Here is a 23,142-nt window from a genome sequence, read left to right on the forward strand (position 1 = left end):
TTGTCGTGACATGCCACGGCGCAGCGGTTCGGAGAGTGGACGAGAGTGCCGCGCGGCTACTCGGTCGCGCGACCCGTCGGGTCCTCCGCGAGCGCGTCGATGAGCTCGGCGCCGCCGATCGGGTCGGTGCGCCACGAGACGAGTCGCCACCGGCGCCCCGTCGACGACTCGTCGCCGTGGTCGCCGTGCGGCAGGCTCTCCAGCACCGCCAGTCCGGTGTTGAGCAGCTGGTGGGTCCCGGCGAATCCCCCGTCGACGTCCGCGCACCGCGCCGCCACCCAGGTCCGGATCGCCGCGCCGTGGCTCACGATCGCGATGGGCGCACGTCCGTCGCGCACCGCCGTGTCGACCGCGGCGTCGTAGCGGGCGAAGAACCCGTGGCCGGTCTCGCCGCCCGGCATCCGCACGTCGAGGTCGCCCTCGGCCCAGGCGAAGCACATCGCGTTGTACTCGTGCTGCGAGGTCTCGTCGTTCTTCATCTCGAGGTCGCCCGCCTGGATCTCCTTGAGCCCGTCGAGGATGGTCGGCGTGAGGTCGAGTGCGGCCGCGAGGGGCGCCGCGGTCTCCTGCGTGCGCTGGAGCGTCGAGACGTAGATCGAACCGATGTCGTCGAGGCCGAGTGAGCCCAGGCCGGACGGCACGGCGGCGGCCTGCCGGCGGCCGAGCGGGCTGAGCGGCAGCCCCGGCACCGCCGTGTCGAGCTGGCCCGCGATGTTGGCGGGGGTCTGGCCGTGGCGGATGAGGAGAAGTCGCATCAGTCGTTCAGTGCCTTCTTCTGGGCCAGGTTCGCCCAATCGTGCTGGAAGATCGTCTCGAAGTAGTCTGCCGCGTCGGCGGAGTCGAGGATGACGCCGGCGTCGCGGTTGGTCGACACGCCCGCCGACGACCAGTTCTGACTCGACACGAGCACGCGGGCTCCGTCGACCACGACGCCCTTGTTGTGGACGTTGTTCTGGATCTTCACCGAGTTCACGACGTCGAGCCCGGCCGCCTCGAGCTTCTCGAGGAAGCCGGCGACCTCGAACTCGCTCATGATGATCTTCACGTCGACACCGGCCTTCTGCCGGGCGACGATGGCGGCCACCAGCGACTCGAGGGGCGCCGACGCGGCCGAAGACGCCTTCGGGAGCTCGATGTACTGGAACTGCATGTGGAGGGTCGTCGTCGCCGAGTCGACCAGGTCTTTGACCGCCCCGACGTAGACGCCGGCGTCGGGCGTGAGCACGGGCGTGATCCGCGTCGTGTCCGTGACGACGCGCGAGGCGAAGAACTGAGCGAACGGCGGCGTCTGGACCGCGGGGAGGGCGACTCGCGGGTCGAGGTCGGTCGCCACGGCAGGCGTCAGGATCCTGCTGCCTGCCGCCCCGTCGCCACCCGAAGACGCGCCGTCGCCCGCCGGCACCGCCGGATCGTGCGCTGCCCCCGGCACGTCGTGGGCGGCCGCCACCTCGAGGTCGTGCAGCAGGAAGGCCTCGAACGTCGACGCGATGCCCTCGTGCTCGATGACGACGTGCCAGTCGCGGTCGCCCGACCGGGCGGCCGTGGCGTCGCCCGGCGTCGTGACGGGGTCGATGTCGGGCTGGTTCGAGTTGTTCCAGTTGCCGCTCGACACCCAGACGGTCTTGCCGTCCCTCACGGCGACCTTGATGTGGTACGCCGTCGGGAACACCCAGGACGACGCGAGCGGGTCCATCCGGTCGAGCGCCCAGGCCTGCTCGAGGTCGTCGCCGAGGTCGGCGACGAGGTCGGAGACGGTCGTCTCGTCGGTCTGGTCGGCCGTCGGATTCTTCGACGGGTGGTCGAGCACGATCCGCAGCTTCTTGCCCTTGAGCGTCGTCTCGACCGTCTGGAGCACGTGCGCCGAGGTGAAGTCGTACATGCCGACGGTCAGGGTGTCGGACGTCGCGCCGAGGAACGCCGACAGCGTCGGCCAGCCCGAGTCGGGGCTGGCACTGAGCGTGATCGAGACGCCCGAGACGTCGACCGGGGCGAGCGACGCGCCCGCAGGCGCCGTGTAGTCGAGCTCGGGCTTCGCGGCGAGAGGCTCGGCGAGCGAGTGCTCGGGCGCGCCCAGCGGCACGAAGCGAGCGTTCACGCCCCGGTCGATGCGCAGCTCGTCGGCGAATTCGGGGACGGCGCCGAGATCGGGGGCCGGGCCGGTCGCCCGGGCGAACTCCCCTGGATCCTGCACCTGCAGCGCCTTGCGGGGTGACGCGACCCGCACGTCCACCGGCACGCCCTCGAGCGAGGTCGGCAGCGAGGGCGCAGGATCCGACACGGTCACGACGATGGCCCGCTCGTCGGTGATCCAGCCGTCTCGGAAGAGGTACCCGGGCCGCACGCTGAGCACGCCGGGCACGGTGAGGGCGGCCTCGGAGGCCCGGATCACGCTGTCGATGTCGCTCGCCGCATCTGTCATGGCCCCACGCTAGGCCGAGCCCCCGACACCGGGTCGGGCGGCCAGGTGAACGTTCCGTTCACGTCGCGCGAGTAGACAGCAGAGCATGCAGAAGCCGCTCGCCGTCCTGTTCGACATCGATGAGACCCTCGTCCACACCGGCGGCGCCGGCGGTCGCAGCTGGACCGCGGCCTTCGACGAGCTCTACGGGGTGAAGGCCGACATCGGGGCGCACTCGTCGGCGGGCGAGACCGACCCGCAGGTCGGCCGCGCGACGTTCAGCGGCTACCTCGACCGCGAACCGACCGACGAGGAGATGGCCGAGCTCTACGCGCGCTACCTCTGGCACCTCGGCGACGAGATCGGCAAGCCCGGCTACCGGGTGTTCGACGGCGTCCACGAGACCCTGGCCGCTCTGCAGAAGGCACGGGTCGTCGTCGGCATCATCTCGGGAGCGATGGAGGGCGCCGCGCGCACCAAGCTCGAGCGCGGCGGGCTCGGCCGGTACTTCGTCTTCGGCGGCTACGGCTCCGACTCCCCCGACCGCGACGAGGCGACCCGGCTCGCCGTCCACAAGGCGTCGCTGCTCGTCGGGCACGCGCTCGCGCCGCACGAGGTCATGGTCGTCGGCGACACGCCCCACGACATCGCGTCCGCCCACGCGGCCGGCGCCACCGGGGTCGGCGTGGCCACGGGGCACTATTCGGTCGACGAGCTCCGGGGCGCAGGAGCCGACGCGGTGCTGTCCGATCTGACGCAGGCGTTCCCGGGGGTGTAGCGGTCGCGCCCGGCGGACCTGCCGATCCTTCGCCCTGCTCCTGCCCCACCTTGGTATGAGATTTCGTCAACCCTCCGACGGAGATCCCCGGGAGAGGCCCATTCACTCAGGTATCGTTCGGGTTCGCCACCGCTTTCGATGATTGGGTACCGGGATGTCCGAAACGACGAGCCGCTCCCGACTGCGCGTCCGACCCCGCCACGTGATCCGCTGGATCGCGATCGTCGTGGTGCTCCTGCTCGCCGCCACCGCGGCGTACGCCTGGTACAACTACCACCAGTTCACGTCGACCGTGACGCACATCGACGCGATCCCGACCTCGTCGACCACGACCTCGAGCTCGTCCAACGACGGCGAGAACATCCTGCTCGTCGGCGACGACCACCGGCCGGCCGACGCCTCGGCGCAGGAGCTCGCCCTCCTCGGCACGACCCAGGACGGCGGCGGCACGAACACCGACACGATGATGGTGCTGCACATCCCGTCGAACGGCGCCAAGGCGTCGCTCATCTCGTTCCCGCGCGACTCCTGGGTCGACATCCCCGGCTACGGCATGGGCAAGCTCAACGCCGCGTTCGCGTACGGCAGCGAGAAGGGCGGCGACGCCGGCGGCGCGCAGCTGCTCGTCAAGACGATCCAGAACCTCTCGGGCCTGCACATCGACCACTTCGTGCGGATCTCGCTGCTCGGCTTCTACGACGTCGCGAACGCGCTGCCCGACATCAAGGTCTGCCTCGTGAACGCCGTCGACGACTCGTACTCGACGTTCAAGGCGCCGGCCGGCGTCTCGACGCTCAACGCGCAGCAGGCGCTCGCTTTCGTCCGCCAGCGGCACGGGCTGCCCGAGGGCGACCTCGACCGCGAGATCCGGCAGCGGTACTTCCTCACGGCCGAGGCGAAGAACTTCCTCTCGCCCGGCGTGCTCCTCAACCCGTCGAAGCTCTCCGCAGCCCTCAAGGCGCTCGGCGGCGCGATCCAGACCGACCCGGGCCTCAACTTCCTCTCCCTCGCCTCGGAGCTGAAAGACCTCGCGGGCGGCAACCTCACCTCGACGACGATCCCGATCTCGGGCACGCCGACGATCTACTACGGCGGCAGCTACGTCTCGATCGTGAAGGTCGACACGGCGAAGATGCCGTCGTTCATCGCCTCGCTCGACGTGAAGTCGACCGCCTCGTCGACGCCGACCGCCACGACGCCTTCGGTGAGCGTCGGCGGCACCACGGTCACCGTCTTGAACGGCAGCGGTGTCTCCGGCGCCGCCGCGACGAACACGGCCACCCTTCAGAAGGCCGGGTTCGTCGTCACCACGCCCTCGACCGTGTCCACCCGCTCGGCGACGACGATCCAGTACCCGGCGTCGATGGCGGCCCAGGCGTCGCTCGTCGCGAATTACGTGCCCGGAGCGACCCTCGAGGCCGTGACGGCCGTGAGCAACGTCACCGTGGTGCTCGGCACCGACGGCGACACGGCCCGCTCGACGCCGTCGTCGGGTTCGTCGGGTTCGGCCGCAGGATCCAGCGGCTCCTCGTCCTCGGGTTTCTCGTCCGGCTCGTCGTCGTCGGGCTCCTCGGGTTCCTCGTCCGGCTCGTCGTCGGGCGCCGCCTCGGGATCGTCGTCGAGCGACTCGAGCATCCCCTGCATCAACTGAGCCGCCTCCTCGGGGTACAGTTCTGTCTATCCACAGGGGTCGCCAAGCACTCTGGGGTACAAATCTCATGACAGAGGGAGTGTGCCATGGAGTTCGATCCGCGCCGGGCGGCCATCATCCAGGCGCGCCTCGACATCACGCGCGACCTCGACAACGACGCGCGGCTCTCGTTCCTCGAACGCGCGCATCTCCGCCTCGACCTCATGACCGCGCTCGATGCGTTCGACAGCGGCAAAGCCGATGCGAACCAGACCGACGCGGCGCTCGACGACATCCGTCAGCGCATGAAGCAGTGCGCCGCCACGGCGTGACGCCAGCCCCGGCGGGTTAGCCGTCGGAGGGGCGTGGGGTGTGCGGGTGTCGCTGATCCTGCGCCCGTCGCCCGCCCCGCGCGAACCGGACCAGGGCGAAGACCGCGCCGCCGAGGAGTGCGCCGGAGGTGTTGGCCGCGAGGTCGCTGGCGGACGCGAACCTCTGCGGGAGGAACTCGGCCTGCGTGAACTCCACGGCGAGTGACAGGGTGAGGCCGAGCACGCCCGAGCTCCACCAGAGTCGCGGCATCGCCACCGAGGCGATGAGGGCGCCGAGCGGGGCGAACATGATGACGTTGGCCGAGGTCTCGACGAAGTCGTAGTCGATCCAGCGCGGGAAGCCGTCGGCGTGCAAGTGCACCAGGGTGTGGCGGAGCGCCGAGTCGTAGGGGCGGTCCACGGGAGTCGGCCAGAGCACGATCAGCAGGATCACGGCGAAGACGATCGCGAGCCCGAGCCACTCGGCCCGGCGCAGTCGTCTCTCCATCCCCCGACGGTAGTGCTTCGCGCTGTGTCGCCGCGTCGGCCCCGCGGAGGAGTCGTGTGTGCCGCTCGCGCCGCTTAGTGCTGCGGCCTGGTGCTCAGGAGGAGGCTGCGCGCGTCCGGGAGGAACCCGCGCCCGGATCGATGCCGGGGAGGAAATCGCGTACCGGGCCATCACTCGGGAGGATCGACGCCGCGCGCTTCCTCCCTGGCCGAAGCGCCAGGCCCACGTCGCCCCCTCGGGAGGAACTTTTCCCTCCCGAGTCTGCTAAGGCGAAGCGCGCCGAGTCGCTGCCCGGCTACCCTCGCGGCGCGGAGGAACGACTTCCTCCCGAACGTGCCAACCGACAGGCGCGTCGCGAGCGGACCGAGCCTCCCCGGCGGCGGCAGCGGCCAGCGACGGACTCAGTCCGCACGCGAGCGGAGCGAGCCACCCCGGCGGCAGCGGCGGCCGGCGACGGACTCTCTTCCGCGCGGCTCCGCCGCGCGCGAGCGGCAGCGAGCCAGACCAGGACGACGAAAAAGTGGCCGCCCCGTAAGGGACAGCCACTTCTTTCGTGGATCTGAGGGGACTCGAACCCCTGACCCCCTGCATGCCATGCAGGTGCGCTACCAGCTGCGCCACAGACCCAAACTGCTTCGCTGCGCCGACCCGAGGGAATCCCTCCCGGCCGAAGCAACCCCACAAGACTACTACATCTCGAGACGCCCAATGACCATCCGTGGCCAGCACCGCGTCAGAGGTACCGCAGATACGCGCCGGGGTCGCCGACGAACCGCTGCCAATGCCGCACGAGTTCGAGGTCGCCCCACTCGGAGGCGCGGACGCCGTGAGCCCCGAGCTCGAGGATGCGGGCCCCGGGGAGCGCGGTCAGCAGGGGTGAGTGGGTGGCGCAGACGATCTGGGATCCTGCGCCCTGAAGCCGCCGGAGCACGCGCAGCAGCGCCAGACACGCGGTGAACGAGAGTGCCGCTTCGGGTTCGTCGAGCACGTAGAGGCCCTTCTCGGCGAAGTACGTCTCGAACGCGGCGCGGAAGCTCTCGCCGTGGCTGGCCTCGGTGAAGCGGCTGCCGAGCGAGGCACCGCGACGCTCGAACTCGGCGGTCGCCGTCTCGGCGCGCAGGAAGTACCCCTTCTGCCGACGACCGACCATGCCCGTGGCGACGCGATCGATCTTCAACACCTCGCCGAGCGCCGACTTCGGCATCTCGGAGGCGTAGCGCCGCCCGCCCTCCCCAGAGCGCACGTCAAGCCCCCACGCCTCGGCGAGGGCTTCGACGATCGTCGACTTGCCGGTGCCGTTCTCGCCCACGAGGAACGTGACGGGCGCGTCGAACCTCAACCCGTCGCCCACGAGGGCCGCGACAGCGGGCACGGTGAACGGCCACTCGGCCGGGCGTGCGAGCGCCATGGGCACGTAGGCGCGGTCGATGATCACGGGCCCAGGATCGCAGACGCCGCCGACATCACGCCCTCGACCGGCACCGCCGCCCGGAGGCAGCCGAACGCTACTCGGAGACGCGCGCGGCGGTCTCCAGGTCGAGCGCGATCGCCGGGCAGTCGCTCCACAGGCGCTCGAGGGAGTAGAACTGGCGGTCCTCCTCGTGGAAGACGTGCACGACGAGGTCGCCGAAGTCGAGGAGCACCCAGCGGCCCTCGGAGCGGCCCTCGCGGCGCAGCGGCTTGAAGCCGGCCTCGATGAGCTTGTCTTCGACCTCGGAGGCGATGGCGACCACGTTGCGCTCGTTGCGGCCGGAGGCGAGAAGGAAGATGTCGGTGAGCGCGAGAGGCTCGGAGACGTCGAGAGCGACCAGGTCTTCGGCCTGTTTCGAGTCGGCCGCGCGGGCGGCGAGGTGGAGGAGCTCGAGTGCTTCGGGGGTGGCTGTCACGGATTCCTTGAGAGTGTGTGCGGTGGTGTCAGTGCGAGAAGAGCCCGGTGCTCCAGGCGACGACGATGCCGCCCACGATAACAACAACGAGCGCGATGCCACAGACCGTGGCGATGATCGGCAGGTGATTGGTCTTCGGCTTGCCGGCCGCGAGCACCACGGCCCGCGTCGACGTGTTGGCGCTCACGGCCCGGCTGGCGCGCACGGGAGTGGCGTCGTTCGAGGGCGCCTCGTGGTCGCCCTCCTCCATGAGGCGGTCGATGTCGGCCCCGTCGATGCGCTGCACGTTGTGGGCGCCGGTCGCGGCCAGGCTCCGCGGCAGGTCGATGGAGCCGGTGATGATGACCTCGCCGGTCGCGTTGAGGGCGCCGGTGACGTCGGGCAGGGCGTCGTCGTTCAGGATCAGCGCGTTCTGCTGACCGGTGCGGGTGCCGAAGTGCGACCCGACGGACTCGATCGTGTCGTCGTCGTCGAGGTCGGCCTGGGTCGACCAATGGCCGGTGGGCGGCACGTAGCCGGTCGGCTCGGGCACCGAGGCCGGGATCGCGGCGGCGGGGCGCTGCGGCTGGGCCGCGGCGGGCGACGGGGCGGCAGCGGGCTGCGCGACGGCAGGAGCTGCGGGAGCCGCGGCGGCAGGAGCTGCGGGAGCCGAAGCAGCGGGCGCGTTGGCCCCCGTGGCCGCCGCCGCGGCGGGAGCGGGTGCCGACGAGACGGAGGGTGCCGATGCGGCCGGAGCGGGCGCGGCCGCCGGTGCGGATGCGATGGGCGCGGCGGTCGCCGATGCGTCAGCGCCAGGCTGCACGGCTTCGGCCGCACCGGCCCCCTCGCCGGAGGCGGCTGCGCCCTCTGCGGGAGACGTCGCCGCCGCGGGGGCGGCGGACGAAGCCGGGGCGGGCGCGGCGGACGGAGTCGGGGCGGGCGCGCTGCTCGCTGCCGGCGCGATCGACGACGTGCCGGCCTCGGGTGCGCTGGCCGCGACGGCCGCCGCCCGCGAGGCGTCCGCGACTGTGCTGACCGAGCCGGTGTGCGGTGCCGCAGTCGGGGCTCCGGCGGAGACGGCGAACGGGAAGATCGTGGGCGTCGACGACGGCGGAGGCGTCGTCGCGCGGCCGGCGTCGGCCTGCGCGGGGTCGTAGGCGGTCGACCGACGACGGATGGGCGCCTCGTCGTCTGCCGCCGGTGACACGCTCGGCGCGTACGACGTCGGCGTGCTCTCGCGACGCACCGAGCGGGGCGCACCGCCGTCGGCGTGAGGCGGTGACGAGGGCGAAGCCGGCGAGCCCGCGGACGCAGGAGCCGCGGCAGGCCGCACGGCCGAACCCTCGGGCGCTCCCGACGCCTGCCGCTCCGGGGTACCGGACACGCTCGGCCCCGAGGTCGCTGCCGGGGCCGACTCCGCCCCCGAGGCAGGAGCGGACGGCGCGGCGGAACCCTGTGTGCCCCGCGCCTCGATGTCGGCGACCGAGCTCAGCGCGTCCGAGAGGTTCCGCTCGGCCTCGGGTCGCGGAGCCTTGAGGGGCACCGGGGCCGGGGTCGCAGGAGCAGCGGCCTCGCGCTGCGCACGGAGCTCGCGCCGCGTGGGACCGCTGCCGCCGTACGGCGCGGACGCGGGCGCCGGCGCGGCGATCGAACCGGGGGCTGCGACGTGGGATCCGGGACGGTGGGGGTGGCTGGCGGGTGACGGCGTCGTCACGGGCATGTTCGACGGAACGGGCGACCCCGAGGCGACCGAGATGCTGCCGGTGATCGCCTCACCCGCCTCCCGTGCCCGCTCGAGGTCGCGAACCTGCCGCCTGGTGAGGGGTGGCTGGCCGTTGGTCGAACTCATGCGTTCTCCGGAGTGGTGTGGTTCATGACCGGCTCGCTGGCTCGGTACAGGTGGTGCTTGGAGATGTACTGGACGACACCGTCAGGAACGAGGTACCAGACCGGACTGCCCCGGCCGACGCGGCTGCGACAGTCGGTCGACGAAATCGCCAGTGCGGGAACTTCGAGCAAGCTTACTTCGCTGGCCGGGAGACCGCTGACTGTGAGGTCGTGTCCCGGCCGGGAAACTGCCACGAAATGGGCGAGACTCCACAGCTCGTCCACATCTTTCCACTCGATGATCTGCGCCACGGCGTCGGCGCCGGTGATGAAGAAGAGGTCGGCGTCGGGCCGGAGCCTGCGGATGTCTCTGAGGGTGTCGATCGTGTAGGTCACGCCGCCGCGGTCGATGTCGACGCGGCTGACGGTGAACGACGGGTTGGACGCCGTCGCGATGACGGTCATGAGGTACCGGTGCTCCGCGGGCGTCACCGCCCGGTGGCCGGGCCCGGTCTTCATCCAGGGTTGGCCGGTGGGGACGAAGATCACCTCGTCGAGGTCGAACTCGGTCGCGACCTCGCTCGCGGCCACGAGGTGGCCGTGGTGGATCGGGTCGAACGTGCCGCCCATCACGCCGACGCGAGAGCGCCCGGAGCGTGTGGGCCCGACCGGTGCCATTGCGTCGAGGGTCGTCACGGGCGCGCTGGGCTAGACGGTCAGTGGTCTTCGGTGTGACCGTACTCGTCGATCGGCTTCTGCGCGACGACGGGGACCTTGCCCGGCTGCTGGCGGTTGGCGACGTTCTTGTAGCTGAAGGTGACGAACCCGAACATGGTGAAGACGATCGCGGCGATGAGCGCGATGACGGCCGGCGGGGCGAACGTGGGGGCCTTCTCCTCGACCGCGAGAAGCGTGGTGGTGAGGGTCGTGACCAACGTCAGCATGAGAGTCCTTCGTTCTGGGCGGCGCCGTTCGTGGCGGGCGACGTACGCGGTCGAGTCTAGTCGCCGTGCGGGGGCTAGCCGCGCACCTGACCCGAGCCGCGGACGATCCACTTGCTGCTCGTGAGCTCGGGCAGTCCCATCGGGCCGCGCGCGTGGAGCTTCTGCGTGGAGATGCCCACCTCGGCGCCGAAGCCGAACTCGCCGCCGTCGGTGAACCTCGTCGACGCGTTGACCATGACGACGGCGCTGTCGACCTCGGCCAGGAACCGCTCGGTGTTGCGCAGGTCGTTCGTGATGATCGACTCCGTGTGGTGCGTGGAGTAGCGGTCGATGTGCGCCATGGCCTCGTCGATCCCGCTGACGACCTTCACCGAGAGGTCGAGCGACATGTACTCGGTCGCCCAGTCGTCGTCGGTCGCCGGCACCGCGTCGGGGAAGATCGCGCGCGTGGCCTCGTCGGCGTGGAGCGTGACGCCCTGCGCGCGAAGCGCCGACAGGACGAGCGGCAGGAGCCGAGGCGCTGCGGCCTCGTGCACGAGGAGGGTCTCGAGTGCGTTGCAGACGCTCGGCCTCTGCACCTTCGCGTTCGACACGATGTCGATCGACCACTGCTCGTCGGCGGACTCGTCGAGGAAGACGTGGACGACGCCGGCACCGGTCTCGATCACGGGCACCTTCGACTCGCGGACGACGGCGTCGATGAGCTGCGAGCTGCCGCGCGGGATCAGCACGTCGACGTAGCCGCGCGCCCGCATGAGCTCGGTGGCGCCCTGTCGGCCGAACTCGTCGATGGTCTGCACGGTCTCGCGCGGGAGGCCGACGGAGGCCAGTGCCTCCTGCAGCACGTCGACGAGCACCCGGTTGGTGTTCTCGGCGGCCGACCCGCCGCGGAGCACGGCGACATTGCCGCTCTTCAGGGCGAGCGCGGCGATGTCGATGGTGACGTTCGGCCGCGCCTCGTAGATGGCGCCGACGACGCCGAAGGGCACGCGGACCTGGGTGAGCTGGAGGCCGTTCGGCAGGGTCCGGCCCCGAAGAGCCTCGCCCACGGGATCGGTGAGGGAGGCGATCAGCTCGGTGGCTTTCGCGAGGCCGTCGAGGCGTGCGGTGTCGAGACGCAGGCGATCCTGCAGCCCGTCGCTCAGCCCGTTCTCACGGCCTGCGGCGAGGTCGAGGTCGTTCGCGGCGACGATGCGCGGCGCCTCGGCCCGCACGGCGTCGGCGACGGCCTGGAGCGCGCGGTTCTTGAGGTCGGCGTTCGCGGTCGCGACGACGCGCGCGGCGGTCTTGGCGGCCTCGAGCTTGGCGACGAGGCCAGGGCTGATGTGCGCTGAGCTCAGCGCCAGGGCGTCGTCGGCTACGGACGGTGCGGCTTCGGTCGTCGACATGCACCGATTGTAGTTCTGCGGCGCCGGTCGCCCCAGAGTGTGACGGAGCCTGTGGAGAACTCGGCCGGTCTGCTCGCTGCGCGCGAGGAGACGCTCAGCCGCGCAGGGCGGCTCGGGCGGAGAACCAGGTGCCGATCTCGGCTCCTGCGAGCGCTTCGGCCACCTGCGGCGTCGACGTGACGAGCACGGGCGTGCCGGACTCGGTGGCCAGACGTGCGGCGGCGACCTTCGTGCCCGCTCCCCCGGTGCCGACGCCCGCGGCCCCCGCGTCGCCGAAGCGGATGCCCGAGAGCTCGTCGCCGTAGGCCACGTCGGCGATCTTCACGGCGCCCGGCTCGTGCGGCGGCCGCGTGTAGAGCGCGTCGACGTCCGAGAGGAGCACGAGCAGGTCGGCCTCGACGAGCTGGGCGACGAGGGCCGCGAGCCGGTCGTTGTCGCCGAAGCGGATCTCGTGCGTGGCGACGGTGTCGTTCTCGTTCACGATCGGCAGGATTCGCAGCTTCAGCAGGCGCTCCATCGCGCGCTGGGCGTTGACCCGGCTGGTGGGGTTGTCGATGTCGCCCGCCGTGAGGAGCACCTGCCCGGCGACGATCTCGTACCGCCGCAGGCTCTCCTGGTAGCGGTAGATCAGCACGTTCTGGCCGACCGCAGCGGCGGCCTGCTGCGTGGCGAGGTCGGTGGGCCGCGACTCGAGGTCGAGGAACGGCATGCCCGTGGCGATCGCACCCGACGACACGAGGATCACCTCGGCGCCTCGGGCGTAAGTCGTGGCGAGGGCGTCGACGAGAGGCCCGATCTGATCGGCGTTCGGGCCCGAGATCGACGACGAGCCGACCTTCACGACGACGCGACGCGCCCTCGGGATGTCTCGGCGGCTCAGGATCGGGCCCGCCGAGATCGTCACCGGCTGCGTGGCCGGATGCGCCACCTCGGCAGGGGCCGCGAAAGCGCCCTCGGTCATGGTCTCGGCGTCGCTCGTGCTCATCGTGTCGTCGTCGGCCCTCTACTCGTCGTCGTCGTCGAAGTCGTCGCCCGCGTCGGCGAGGTCGCCCTCGCGCATGGCGCTGCCGACCTCGAAGCCCTCGTCGTCGGTCCAGAGGCCGGCGGCGCGCTCGCGCATGAGCTCGGCGCGGGCCTCGGCCTTGGCGTCCATCCGCGCGAAGTACTCCTCGCGGCGCTCGTTGCGGGTCTGGCGGCTCGACTGGTGCAGACGCGGGTCGGTGCCGCGCGCCGCGGTCATGAGCTCGGCGGTCGAGGTGAGCGTCGGCTCCCAGTCGAAGACGATGCCGCCGGCGCCGCCGATGACCACGGTCGATCCGGCCACCGCTCCGGCCTTGAACAGCTGGTCCTCGACGCCGAGCTTGTTGAGGCGGTCGGCGAGGTAGCCGACGGCCTCCTCGTTGTTGAAGTCGGTCTGCAGCACCCAGCGTTCGGGCTTCTCGCCGCGGATCCGGTACACGTTGCCGTAGCTGCCGCCCTCGACGGTGACCGTGAAGCCCTGCTCGTCGACGGCCTTCGGGCGCAGGACGATGCGCGGCTTCGTGCTCTCGGCGGCGGCTCGGGCCGCACGGTCGGCCTCGACGACCTCGGCGAGGGCGAACGACAGCGGCCTCAGGCCCTCGTGGGAGACGGCCGAGATCTCGAAGACGCGGTAGCCGCGCTCCTCGAGGTCGGCCCGGACGAAGTCGGCGAGCTCGCGGGCCTCGGGCACGTCGATCTTGTTCAGCGCGATCAGCTGGGGGCGCTCCAGCAGCGGCAGCTGGCCCGCGGGGACGGGGTAGGCCGCGAGCTCCTGCTGGATCACGTCGAGGTCGGTGAGCGGGTCGCGGCCCGGGTCGAGGGTGCCGCAGTCGAGCACGTGCAGGAGCGCCGAGCAGCGCTCGACGTGGCGGAGGAACTCGAGGCCGAGGCCCTTGCCCTCGCTGGCGCCCTCGATGAGGCCGGGGACGTCGGCGACGGTGAACCGCGTCGAGCCCGACTCGACGACTCCGAGGTTGGGGTGGAGCGTGGTGAACGGGTAGTCGGCGATCTTCGGCTTGGCGGCCGAGATCGCGGCGACCAGGCTCGACTTGCCCGCCGACGGGTAGCCGACCAGCGCGACGTCGGCGACGACCTTGAGCTCGAGCTGCACGTCGCCCTGCCACCCGGGCGTGCCGAGGAGCGCGAAGCCGGGAGCCTTGCGCTTGGTGGTCGCGAGGGCTGCGTTGCCGAGGCCGCCGATGCCGCCGGCCGCGACGACGAAGCGCATGCCGGGCTCGGTGAAGTCGAGCAGCACGGTGCCGTCGTCGTCGGTGGCGACGGTGCCGACGGGAATCTCGAGCTCGAGCGTCTCGCCGTTCGTGCCGGCGCGGTGGTCGCCCATGCCGGGGCCGCCGTTGGGGCTCACGCGGTGAGGATTGCGGTGGAACCCGAGAAGGGTCGTCACGTCGTTCGAGCTGACCAGAACTATGTCGCCGCCGTGACCGCCGTTGCCGCCGTCGGGGCCGGCGAGCGGCTTGAACTTCTCGCGCTTGACCGACACGCAGCCGTTGCCGCCGTTGCCCGCCTTGAGGTGGAGCGACACGTGGTCGACGAATGTGGCCATGGGGATAGTTTCTCAGTCTTGTTGGTGAAACACAGCGGCAGGGCGAGCCGAAGCCCACCCTGCCGTGATGATGGGTCGCTTACGCGTCGACGACGATGTTGACGACCTTGCGGCCGCCCTTCGCGCCGAACTCGACCGCGCCTGCGGCGAGGGCGAACAGGGTGTCGTCGCCGCCGCGGCCGACGTTCACGCCGGGGTGGAAGTGGGTGCCGCGCTGACGGACGAGGATCTCGCCCGCGGACACGACCTGGCCGCCGAAGCGCTTCACGCCGAGGCGCTGCGCGTTCGAGTCGCGGCCGTTGCGGGTGGAGCTAGCTCCCTTTTTGTGTGCCATTGTCTAGCTCCCTACTTGGTCTTGATGGCGGTGATCTTGACGCGGGTGAGGTCGGCACGGAAGCCCATGCGACGCTTGTAGCCGGTCTTGTTGCGGTAGTTCTGGATCACGATCTTGGGGCCGCGGAGGTCGTTCAGGACCTCGCCCTCGACCGTGACCTTCGCCAGCTGGTCGCCGGAGAGGATCGTGTCGCCGTCGACGTGCAGGACGGGAACGAACGAGACGGTGTCGCCGTCGGACGCCTTGAGACGGTCGACGGTCACGATCGTGCCCACCTCGACCTTCTCCTGACGGCCACCGGCACGCACAATCGCGAAAGCCATGGGGAACTCCTTGAGTGAGACGCCGCTGCACGCTCACGCGGACGGAGCCGGCGGCGACGAAGTCGAGAGGGCGGCGCGGATGCGCGCACACCGAGGGTCAAGTCTACCGGCCGCTGCCTTGCACGTCAAAGCACCCGCGCTACGATTCGGCGGTGAGCATTCTGATCGACGAGCCCATCTGGCCCGCGCACGACACCGTGTGGGCGCACCTGGTGAGCGACGCGTCGTACGACGAGCTCCACGAGTTCGCCTCGCGGGCCGGGATCCCCCGTCGCGCTTTCGATCACGACCACTACGACGTTCCTGCCGCGCGCCACGCCGAGCTCGTGGCGCTCGGCGCCACGGCCGTCGGCGGCAAGGAGCTCGCGCTCCGCCTCGAGGCCAGCGGCCTCCGCGTCTCGCAGCGTCGGAAGCGCGGTCTGGCCTAGCGCTGCGGCGCTGCGCGCCGGGGTGCGCCCCGCCCCGCGCGTGTTTCCGGACGCCGCTTCCCCCGCACGTCCTCCCCCGCACCACTCCTGCCGCCGTCAGCAGCCGCTCGAGCCGACACGCGGGATCGAGGTCCGACCACAGCCATCGTGCGAATCCGCGCACCTCGGGCAGTGCCCGGAGACGGTCCTCACGCTTCTTCTCGTCGACGACGACCTCCTCGGGCGTGCGACCGCGGCGGTACTCGGCGCGTCGGTACTTCGCAAGACCGTCGAACTCGCCGATCACACCGAACTCCGGCCACCAGAAGTCGACCTCGCCGATGGCTCCACGCGCGTCAGAGAACGACTGCTGCAGGATCGGCGGAGGCCAGCCCCGCTCGAACAGGATCACGCGGCTGAGCGATTCGCCGGCGGAAGCCGCGCGACCATCCACGAAGTCACGTACTCGGCGCACGTGATTGTGGCCCCGGACCGGGAGCCTCCGCGCCAGCGCCGCGTCGAACTGGTCCAGGGTCAGCGGCGTCGGCGGCACGGAAGGCGGCGGCCGACCGAGGCTCTCGGCGCGCCGGCGCTCGACCTCGGCATGAAGCGCGCTGTCCACGACCACGACAGCTTGCCGGAACGCCGACGACGCGACGATGTCGACGGCGGTGCGTCCGGCGCCGGTGACCGGCAGACCCGAAACGACGTCGAGATCGAGTCCGGACAGCGCGGCCGCGTGGAGGCGGGAGACGGCGCCGGTGCGCGTCCGCTCGATTCGTGGGTCGACGACCTCGACAACGTCTGGCGGCGCTCCGAGACGCTGCCAGCCGTGCACCAGCGCCGCCGTACCGTGCGAGAAGGCGCTGTCCGGGCCTAGGCCAGGCGCCAGTGCTCGGGCCCGCAGCAGGTGCCGCTCCTCCGGTGAGGCCGCTGCCCAGGTCTCGGCGGCGACGAAGACGCCGCGCACGACCGCGACGAGTTGACCGGCCTCGACGCCTCGCCGAAGGGCGCGATCGTTCCGACCGGCGCGCAGCAGGTCGCTGCGGCGCAGGAGCCCATCGGGACCGGTCGCGAAAGCGTCCATGCTGCCATGGTGCCGAGACGGCCCGTGCGGCGAAGGCGGTTTCGCCAATCTGTGGACAACCCGCCGCGAGATTTTCGTGTCACAACAGGTTTCGGCCATGGTGCCAGCGGAAGTTCGCTGGCTTCATGGCCGAAAGGTGTTGCGTCGGCGTTGGGGTCAGGCGTCGGAGGGCGGGCGGAAACGCGACCAGTCGGGGGCGGCGGGGGCGGCGGGCGCCGGGGGCTCGGCCGGGCGAGCGTCGCCGGCGGGGGCGGGCGCCGAGGGCTCCGCCGGGCGCGCGTCGCCGACGGGGGCGGGCGCCGGGGGCGTCGCCGGGGGCGCGTCGCCGACGGGGGCGGGCGCCGCGGGCTCGGCCGGAGGCGCCGGGGCCTCCGCAGGGGCAGGAGGCGCTGCCACCTCCGCCGGGGAAATATCGCCGGCAGGAGCAGGCGCCACGACCTCGGCCGGAGGCGCTGCGGCCTCCGCCTGCTCCTGCGCCCCGGCCCAGAGCCACGCGACCGTCACCCCGACCAGCAGGAGGGCGGTCAGCAGCACGCCGGTCGAGAGCGGGATGAAGAAGACGTCGAGGGCCAGCTCGACTCCCCCGCCGCCACCGATCGCCGGAGCGATGCCGGTGCCGAGGCCGACGAGCGCCAGCACGATCGTGCCGACCGCCCCCGCCGCGACGCCACGGCCGAGCGCGAGAGCGAGCGAGGCCGACGAAGACGAAGACGATGACAACGAAGACGTCGACGACACCGCCGACACCGACGAGGCCCCGGTCACCGACGCCGAGCCAGTCACCGAACCGGACCCGACCCCGGCCCGACGCACCGGGAACACCGCGAGGAGCGCGAGGAAAGCGCTCGCATAGAACGGGAACGGGTACAGCACGAGCGACCCGAGGAACAGCCCGATCGGCGACTGCAGGAACCCGCTGGCGTACGCGGCCGGGTCGAAGTCGACGGCGTTGCCGATCAGCTGCACGAGAGCGACGGCGAACTTCACCACGATGACCACGCCGACCGCGATGGCCGCGGTCAGCAGCGACTCGCGCCGGATGCCGACGTCCACGAGAGTCGTCATCCACGAGCTGTCGTCGCCGGGCCGAGCGGCACGCGGGGCAGGGTCGGTCACCGCCGCGCCTCCCGTCACGATGCCTGTCGAGGTGAGAGGCGCAGGATCCGAGTGCCTCTCGGCCGATCCTCCCACGCGCGCCCCGCCCGCGTCACGCCCCCACGCGAACGGGGCGGCCGCCTTCCGAAGAAGACGGCCGCCCCGGTCACGCGGAGTCGGATCAGCTCTCGTCGCTCGTGCCGCCGAGCCCGACGATCAGGCCGGACGACTCGCCCGACGTGCCCTCGGCGGGCGCCGCGACGGTGCCGCCGGTCGACGCGCGGCGCGAGCGGTTGCGCCCCTGACCCGGCTGCTTCGGCTCGGGCAGCGCGCCGAGCACGCCCTCGAGGATCTGCTCGGCGTCACGGGCGCTGACGCGTCTCGGCTGACGCTCGATCTTCGCGACCGGGATGTCGAGGATCGCGACCGTCGCATCGGGTGCGGTGACCGTCGCCTGCGAGCGCCGCGAGGTCTTCTCCGGGCGCTCGGCGGACTCGGGTGCCGGGGTCGACTCCGCTGCGACCGCGGGCGCTTCGGCGGTCTCCGCCGAGGGCGCAGGAGCCGCGGACGCGCTCTCGGCCGAGACCGATGCCGCTGCAGCAGCCGCTGCCGGCACCTGGATCACCGCAGCCTCGCCGGCCGACTCGACGCCGGCCGCACCCTGCGCCGCCGACGAGGCACGACGCCCGCGGCCGCGGCGCGAGCGCCCCGTGGGAGCGTCGCCGGACGACGCCGGGGCGCCGGTGGTCGACGCCGCACCCGTGGCGGCGCCGTCGGTCACTCCGGGCCACTCGTCAGACACCGACGCGCCGGCCGGAGGAGCCGGCTCGGTGCCGCCCATGCCCGCGGCCACGGCGTCGATCGCCGCCTCGACGGCCGCGGCCGTCTCGGCCGGCGTCGCGTCGCCGTGCGGCACGGTCGAGGCCGCGATCTTGGCGAGGGCGTTCTTCACGTCATCGGTGATCGCGTGGATCGTTCCGGTGGCCGGATGGGCGTCCGAGCCTCGCGACGAGCCGTTGCCCCGCCCGTTGCCGTTCGAACCGTTCGAGCCGTTGCCGTTCTGCTGCTTGGCGCGACGGCGCTCCTGCTGCTTCTGGCGGTTGGTGGCCGCCTGCTCCTGCGCCTGCTGGCGGTCGACGCCGATCTCCTGGAACGACTCGGCCAGGCCGAGGCCCAGCTTCTTGCGGGTCATCTGCACGAGGCCGAGCGAGGTGACCTCGGCGACCTGGTGCTTCGTGCGGTCGCGGCTGAGGCACTCGACGAGGCGGCGCAGAACGAGGTCGCGGTTCGACTCGAGCACCATGTCGATGAAGTCGACGACGATGATGCCGCCGATGTCGCGCAGGCGTAGCTGGCGCACCAGCTCTTCGGCCGCCTCGAGGTTGTTCTTGGTGACGGTCTCTTCGAGGTTTCCGCCGGAGCCGACGAACTTGCCGGTGTTGACGTCGACGACCGTCATCGCCTCGGTGCGGTCGATGATCAGGGACCCGCCCGACGGCAGCCAGACCTTGCGGTCGAGCGCCTTGTCGATCTGCTCGTTGAGGCGGTAGTGGTCGAACGAGTCGCCGCCGTCCTCGTACGCCTTGACCCGGTCGAGCAGGTCGGGTGCGACCGCGGTGAGGTACGACTCGATGGTCGACTTCGCGTCGGCGCCGTCGATGACGAGCTCGTGGAAGTCCTCGTTGAAGACGTCGCGCACGATCTTGATGAGGAGGTCGGGCTCGGAGTGGAGCAGGGCCGGGGCGTTGCCGGCCTCGACCTTCTTCTCGATGTCGGCCCACTGGTTGAGCAGGCGCTTCACGTCGAGGGTGAGCTGCTCCTCCGTCGCGCCCTCGGCCGCGGTGCGGACGATGACGCCGGTATTCTCGGGCAGGGCCTCTTTGAGGATCTTCTTGAGGCGGGCACGCTCGGTGTCGGGCAGCTTGCGGCTGATCCCGTTCATCGAGCCGTTCGGCACGTACACGAGGAAGCGGCCGGGCAGGCTGATCTGCGAGGTGAGGCGGGCGCCCTTGTGGCCGACCGGGTCTTTGGTGACCTGGACCAGCACGCGGTCGCCGGGCTTGAGCGCCAGCTCGATGCGGCGCGGCTGGCCGGGCGTGTGGTCGACGGAGTCCCAGTCGACCTCGCCCGAGTAGAGGACGGCGTTGCGGCCGCGGCCGATGTCGACGAACGCGGCCTCCATCGACGGGAGCACGTTCTGCACGCGGCCGAGGTAGACGTTGCCGATGAGCGAGACGTTCTGCGACTTGGCGACGTAGTGCTCGGCGAGGATGCCGTCTTCGAGCACGCCGATCTGGATGCTGTCACCCTGCGAGCGGACGATCATCTTGCGGTCGACGCTCTCGCGGCGGGCGAGGAACTCGGCCTCGGTCACCACCGGGCGGCGGCGGCCGGCGTCGCGACCGTCGCGGCGGCGCTGCTTCTTCGCCTCGAGGCGCGTCGAGCCCTTCACCCGCTGCGGCTCGGTGATGTACTCCACCTCGCGAGGCTCGCGAGGCTCACGGTTGGCCCGCGATCGGGTGCGGGTGGGCTGGTCGTCGCCGTCACCCGAGCCCGAGCCGCCCGACCGCGACCGCGACCGGCGGCGGCTCGTCGAGGGACGCTCGTCGTCATCGTCGTCGTCGGGCAGGGCCGGCAGCGGCACGACGTCGGGCGCGTGGAAGATCAGGCTCGTCGTGGTGAGCGGCGCGTCGAACGGCGACACCGGCTCGGGCTTCTCGACGGTCGGCAGCACCGGAGTGCTGTCCGCCTCGTCGCGGGCGATCGCCTCGTGGTCGACGAGGGCCTCGTCGACGGCGTCCGCAGGAGCGGGCGTGGTCGGGTCGCTGGTGGTCTGGTCGATGCTCACGTGGCTGGCCTCCTGAGGGGCGGCAGTGCCGGCGGCCGGGCCGCGGACGGCCTCCTCGGCTCGTTCGGCGACGGACGAAGAAGCGGGCGCGCTCGGCGGCGCCGTGGTCTCGGCGACGGGCGGCGCGGGGGTCTCGGTCGGAGACTGCGCGGCCTGTCGAGACCGGAATCCTGCGAACAGGCGGCTTCTTCTCTTCGGACTGTTTTCGTTTTTCTCCACCATCGGTGGTGCAACTCCTCGTCCCGGGGCATCGGGCGTACACGCCCAGCCCCCGGGAAAACTCGTGCGCGGGGACCTCCGCTGGCCTGCCGCCACCGTTCGTGGTGGGGTGCCGCTCGGGGATCGAAAGTGCTGCCGCGCGAAATCTGTGCTGCCGCGGCGACGGCCGAACGAAGGCTTTCACCCCCGTGCCGAACGGCCCGCGGAAAATCTGTCTGTCTACCGTCGCCTCTCGGCTGGCGGAAAGCTTGCCCGGCTCTCACCCTGGGACTACGTCGATTATCGCACGTCGTCCCGGAGAGCGGCGAAGCGGCCCGTGTCATAATCCGTGGGTGTCGTCACGAACCGCTTCCGCGCAGGCCGCAACCGAGACCACCGACCGTCGTACCGGGGCCCCGCGAGTCGTCGCGATCCTGCTCATGATCGCAGGATGCGTGGGTTTCTACGGCTCCTTCAAGCTCGTCGTCGAGAAGTACGACCTCCTGGAGCACCCCAACCAGGCGCTCGGCTGCGACATCAACCCGTTCGTCTCCTGCTCGACGGTGATCGACTCGTGGCAGTCGCACATCTTCGGGTTCCCGAACCCGATCCTCGGCGTCGCGGGCTTCGCCGCGCCGATCGGGGTCGCGATCGGCGTGCTCGCGGGCATGAAGGTGGCCCGCTGGTACTGGGTCGCCTTCAACATCGGCCTCGGCCTCGCCTGGGTCTTCGTGACGTTCCTGTTCACGCAGACGGTGTTCTTCATCGGCGCCCTGTGCCCCTGGTGCATGCTCGTCTGGTCGGTGACCATCCCGATGTTCTGGGTGTTCACCGTGTGGAACATCGCGCACGGCAACATCACCCGGAACGAGGGCGCCAGGCGGGCGATGAAGTCGTTCCTGCCGTTCTCCTGGACGATCCCCGTGGCGAACGCCCTGGTCATCGTGGTGATCATCCTCACCCACTTCCCGCTGCTCCTGCGCACGCTGTTCTGAGCGGCCCCGGCGTGTCGGAGGCGCACTGGGCCTTCTGAACGACTGCTGTCGCCTGACCGGGCGTGTTCCCAGCAAATGCATGACACGTCACCGTAAGGTCCTGGGCGGGCGAGCCTAGGGCTACGCTCGTAGACCGACACAGCGTTGAAGACCGCGTACCGGAGATCCGAGGACACATGACACCGCCCCCCGACAACGGCCAGAGCAAGCGCAATCGGCGCGACGAAGCCCGCGAGAAGGCCCGCCTGGCTCGCGAGGCGGCCGCCCGGAAGAAGCGTCGCAACCGCGTCTTCGCCATCGGCGGGAGCATCGTGGCCGCCGTGGTCGTGGTCGGGCTCGTCATCTGGGGAATCTCCGCCAACATCCAGCCGGCCGGGCCGGGCCCGAAGAACATGGCCAGCGACGGGCTGCTGCTCCAGGGCAACGCGAAGACCGGGGCCATCACGGCGACGAAGACCGATCCCATCAAGGCCGGCGGCAAGCCCACCGCCACCGACGACTCGAAGCTGACGAAGACCGTCAACATCACCGTCTACCTCGACTACCAGTGCCCCTACTGCGACGAGTTCGAGACGACGAACGCCTCGCAGATCAAGACCTGGCTGAAATCGGGCGCGGTCACCTACGAGATCCACCCGATCGCGATCCTCGACGCCTCGAGCCTCGGCAATAAGTACTCCACCCGGGCGGCGAACGCCGCGGCGTGCGTGGCGAACTACGAGCCGAACGAGTTCCTCGCGGTCAACACGGCGTTCTTCGCCAACCAGCCTCAAGAGCAGACCAACGGTCGAACCGACGCGCAGATCATAAAAACGGTGCAGAAGGCCGGCGCGACCAGCTCGAAGATACCGAGTTGCATCACGAGTCAGAAGTTCAAATCGTGGGTCGGAGACGCGACGAACCGCGCTCTCGACGACAAGCTCCCGAACTCGTCCGTCTCCAAGGTCACCGGCACTCCGACCGTGATCGTCAACGGCAAGCAGTACTCGGGCTCGCTGACCAGCGCGGCCGACTTCAAGTCGTTCGTGACGTCGCAGGCGTCGAGCTAGGCTCACCCGCCGACACGAAACGGCCCCGCACCTGGTCAGGTGCGGGGCCGTTTCGTCCGTGAGGCGAGTGTGCCTACGCGAACCAGAGCGCGAGCTCGCGCGCGGCCGACTCGGGCGAGTCGGAGCCGTGCACGAGGTTCTGCTGCACCTTGAGGCCCCAGTCGCGGCCGAGGTCGCCGCGGATGGTGCCGGGCGCGGCGGAGGTGGGGTCGGTTGCTCCTGCGAGCGACCGGAAGCCGGCGATGACCCCGTTGCCCTCGACGCGGATGGCGACGATGGGGCCGGACTCCATGAACTCCACGAGCGGCTCGTAGAACGGCTTGCCGACGTGCTCCTCGTAATGCGCTGCGAGCAGCGCGCGGTCGGCCTCGACGAGCTTGATGTCGACGAGTCCGTAGCCCTTCTGCTCGATGCGACGCAGGATCTCGCCGGTCAGGTTGCGGGCGACGCCGTCGGGCTTGACGAGCACGAGGGTTTCTTCGAGGTCGGCCATGGTGGACTCCTTCGTGAGGGGTGGATGGGTCGATGTCGGGCTGAGGGTGTCGGGTCTGTGGGTAGCGCTTGGGAGCGCGC

Annotated in this window: 23 protein-coding genes and 1 tRNA gene; 7 read left to right on the top strand and 17 right to left on the bottom strand. The window is 71.0% G+C overall.

Going from position 1 to position 23,142, the window contains the following annotated elements; genetic code table 11:
• Window positions 1-56 precede the first annotated feature (56 nt).
• Together C8E83_RS08405 and C8E83_RS08410 are read right to left on the bottom strand one after the other, a co-directional pair.
• Entirely contained in the window at window positions 57-755 is a 699-nt protein-coding gene (locus C8E83_RS08405) for a histidine phosphatase family protein (RefSeq protein WP_121369352.1), read from the bottom strand.
• Window positions 755-2,419 carry a phospholipase D-like domain-containing protein gene (locus C8E83_RS08410; protein WP_121369354.1) on the bottom strand — a complete coding sequence of 555 codons (1,665 nt, stop codon included), beginning with the start codon at window positions 2,417-2,419 and terminating at the stop codon, window positions 755-757. Before C8E83_RS08410 ends, C8E83_RS08405 begins: the two co-directional genes overlap by 1 nt.
• An 85-nt stretch (window positions 2,420-2,504) precedes the next feature.
• On the opposite strand from C8E83_RS08410, the gene C8E83_RS08415 reads away from it, so the two are divergent.
• From C8E83_RS08415 to C8E83_RS08425, 3 genes are all read left to right on the top strand, one after another.
• Window positions 2,505-3,176, top strand: a complete 672-nt coding sequence (locus C8E83_RS08415; protein ID WP_121369356.1) for an HAD family hydrolase — start codon at window positions 2,505-2,507, stop codon at window positions 3,174-3,176.
• 154 nt (window positions 3,177-3,330) lie between these two features.
• On the top strand, window positions 3,331-4,827 hold the full coding sequence (locus tag C8E83_RS08420; protein ID WP_147430118.1) for an LCP family protein: 1,497 nt from the start codon (window positions 3,331-3,333) through the stop codon (window positions 4,825-4,827).
• 86 nt (window positions 4,828-4,913) lie between these two features.
• Window positions 4,914-5,138 carry a hypothetical protein gene (locus tag C8E83_RS08425; RefSeq protein WP_121369360.1) on the top strand — a complete coding sequence of 75 codons (225 nt, stop codon included), beginning with the start codon at window positions 4,914-4,916 and terminating at the stop codon, window positions 5,136-5,138.
• Between the two features lie 16 nt (window positions 5,139-5,154).
• Here the strand turns inward: C8E83_RS08425 and C8E83_RS08430 are convergent, their stop codons facing one another.
• The 12 genes from C8E83_RS08430 to rplU form a co-directional block, all read right to left on the bottom strand.
• The gene (locus C8E83_RS08430) at window positions 5,155-5,625 is read right to left on the bottom strand and encodes a VanZ family protein (protein WP_170159883.1); all 471 of its coding nucleotides are present in this window, start codon (window positions 5,623-5,625) and stop codon (window positions 5,155-5,157) included.
• Between the two features lie 554 nt (window positions 5,626-6,179).
• Window positions 6,180-6,252: transfer RNA gene (locus tag C8E83_RS08435), tRNA-Ala, on the bottom strand.
• 106 nt (window positions 6,253-6,358) lie between these two features.
• On the bottom strand, window positions 6,359-7,060 hold the full coding sequence (locus C8E83_RS08440) for an AAA family ATPase (protein WP_121369363.1): 702 nt from the start codon (window positions 7,058-7,060) through the stop codon (window positions 6,359-6,361).
• A gap of 70 nt (window positions 7,061-7,130) precedes the next feature.
• Window positions 7,131-7,511: a ribosome silencing factor gene (gene rsfS / locus C8E83_RS08445; RefSeq protein ID WP_121369365.1), complete on the bottom strand. Its 381-nt coding sequence runs from the start codon at window positions 7,509-7,511 to the stop codon at window positions 7,131-7,133.
• Between the two features lie 28 nt (window positions 7,512-7,539).
• Window positions 7,540-9,339, bottom strand: a complete 1,800-nt coding sequence (locus C8E83_RS08450; RefSeq protein WP_121369367.1) for a hypothetical protein — start codon at window positions 9,337-9,339, stop codon at window positions 7,540-7,542.
• On the bottom strand, window positions 9,336-9,995 hold the full coding sequence (gene nadD / locus C8E83_RS08455) for a nicotinate-nucleotide adenylyltransferase (protein ID WP_121369369.1): 660 nt from the start codon (window positions 9,993-9,995) through the stop codon (window positions 9,336-9,338). The genes C8E83_RS08450 and nadD overlap by 4 nt, the downstream gene beginning before the upstream one ends.
• A 38-nt stretch (window positions 9,996-10,033) precedes the next feature.
• Window positions 10,034-10,261, bottom strand: coding sequence for a hypothetical protein (locus tag C8E83_RS08460; protein WP_121369371.1), 228 nt, complete (start codon window positions 10,259-10,261; stop codon window positions 10,034-10,036).
• 74 nt (window positions 10,262-10,335) lie between these two features.
• Window positions 10,336-11,649 carry a glutamate-5-semialdehyde dehydrogenase gene (locus C8E83_RS08465; protein WP_121369373.1) on the bottom strand — a complete coding sequence of 438 codons (1,314 nt, stop codon included), beginning with the start codon at window positions 11,647-11,649 and terminating at the stop codon, window positions 10,336-10,338.
• 94 nt (window positions 11,650-11,743) lie between these two features.
• Window positions 11,744-12,634, bottom strand: a complete 891-nt coding sequence (gene proB / locus C8E83_RS08470) for a glutamate 5-kinase (RefSeq protein WP_425454760.1) — start codon at window positions 12,632-12,634, stop codon at window positions 11,744-11,746.
• Window positions 12,635-12,652: 18 nt separating this feature from the next.
• Window positions 12,653-14,233 carry a GTPase ObgE gene (gene obgE, locus C8E83_RS08475; RefSeq protein WP_121369375.1) on the bottom strand — a complete coding sequence of 527 codons (1,581 nt, stop codon included), beginning with the start codon at window positions 14,231-14,233 and terminating at the stop codon, window positions 12,653-12,655.
• Between the two features lie 79 nt (window positions 14,234-14,312).
• A complete protein-coding gene (rpmA, locus tag C8E83_RS08480; protein WP_121369377.1) occupies window positions 14,313-14,567 on the bottom strand; it encodes a 50S ribosomal protein L27 in 255 nt (84 codons plus the stop codon).
• Window positions 14,568-14,578: 11 nt separating this feature from the next.
• Window positions 14,579-14,890: a 50S ribosomal protein L21 gene (gene rplU, locus C8E83_RS08485; RefSeq protein WP_121368671.1), complete on the bottom strand. Its 312-nt coding sequence runs from the start codon at window positions 14,888-14,890 to the stop codon at window positions 14,579-14,581.
• 152 nt (window positions 14,891-15,042) lie between these two features.
• Here rplU and C8E83_RS08490 point away from each other — a divergent pair, with 152 nt between their 5' ends.
• On the top strand, window positions 15,043-15,318 hold the full coding sequence (locus tag C8E83_RS08490; protein ID WP_121369379.1) for a DUF4031 domain-containing protein: 276 nt from the start codon (window positions 15,043-15,045) through the stop codon (window positions 15,316-15,318).
• A gap of 40 nt (window positions 15,319-15,358) precedes the next feature.
• Window positions 15,359-16,177, top strand: coding sequence for a hypothetical protein (locus C8E83_RS19170; RefSeq protein WP_147430119.1), 819 nt, complete (start codon window positions 15,359-15,361; stop codon window positions 16,175-16,177).
• A 363-nt stretch (window positions 16,178-16,540) separates the two neighbouring features.
• Here the strand turns inward: C8E83_RS19170 and C8E83_RS19745 are convergent, their stop codons facing one another.
• Together C8E83_RS19745 and C8E83_RS08505 are read right to left on the bottom strand one after the other, a co-directional pair.
• Window positions 16,541-17,500 (bottom strand): hypothetical protein, encoded by a 960-nt coding sequence (locus C8E83_RS19745; RefSeq protein ID WP_147430120.1) that lies wholly within the window; start codon window positions 17,498-17,500, stop codon window positions 16,541-16,543.
• 160 nt (window positions 17,501-17,660) lie between these two features.
• Window positions 17,661-20,549 (bottom strand): Rne/Rng family ribonuclease, encoded by a 2,889-nt coding sequence (locus tag C8E83_RS08505; protein ID WP_121369385.1) that lies wholly within the window; start codon window positions 20,547-20,549, stop codon window positions 17,661-17,663.
• Between the two features lie 329 nt (window positions 20,550-20,878).
• Here C8E83_RS08505 and C8E83_RS08510 point away from each other — a divergent pair, with 329 nt between their 5' ends.
• Together C8E83_RS08510 and C8E83_RS08515 are read left to right on the top strand one after the other, a co-directional pair.
• Window positions 20,879-21,520: a vitamin K epoxide reductase family protein gene (locus C8E83_RS08510; protein WP_245981518.1), complete on the top strand. Its 642-nt coding sequence runs from the start codon at window positions 20,879-20,881 to the stop codon at window positions 21,518-21,520.
• Between the two features lie 176 nt (window positions 21,521-21,696).
• Window positions 21,697-22,569 carry a DsbA family protein gene (locus C8E83_RS08515; protein ID WP_121369387.1) on the top strand — a complete coding sequence of 291 codons (873 nt, stop codon included), beginning with the start codon at window positions 21,697-21,699 and terminating at the stop codon, window positions 22,567-22,569.
• 73 nt (window positions 22,570-22,642) lie between these two features.
• Here the strand turns inward: C8E83_RS08515 and ndk are convergent, their stop codons facing one another.
• Window positions 22,643-23,062 (bottom strand): nucleoside-diphosphate kinase, encoded by a 420-nt coding sequence (ndk, locus tag C8E83_RS08520; protein WP_121369389.1) that lies wholly within the window; start codon window positions 23,060-23,062, stop codon window positions 22,643-22,645.
• Between the last annotated feature and the right edge of the window lie 80 nt (window positions 23,063-23,142).

The organism is Frondihabitans australicus (assembly GCF_003634555.1).
In the GTDB taxonomy this organism is placed as follows: Bacteria; Actinomycetota; Actinomycetes; order Actinomycetales; family Microbacteriaceae; genus Frondihabitans; species Frondihabitans australicus.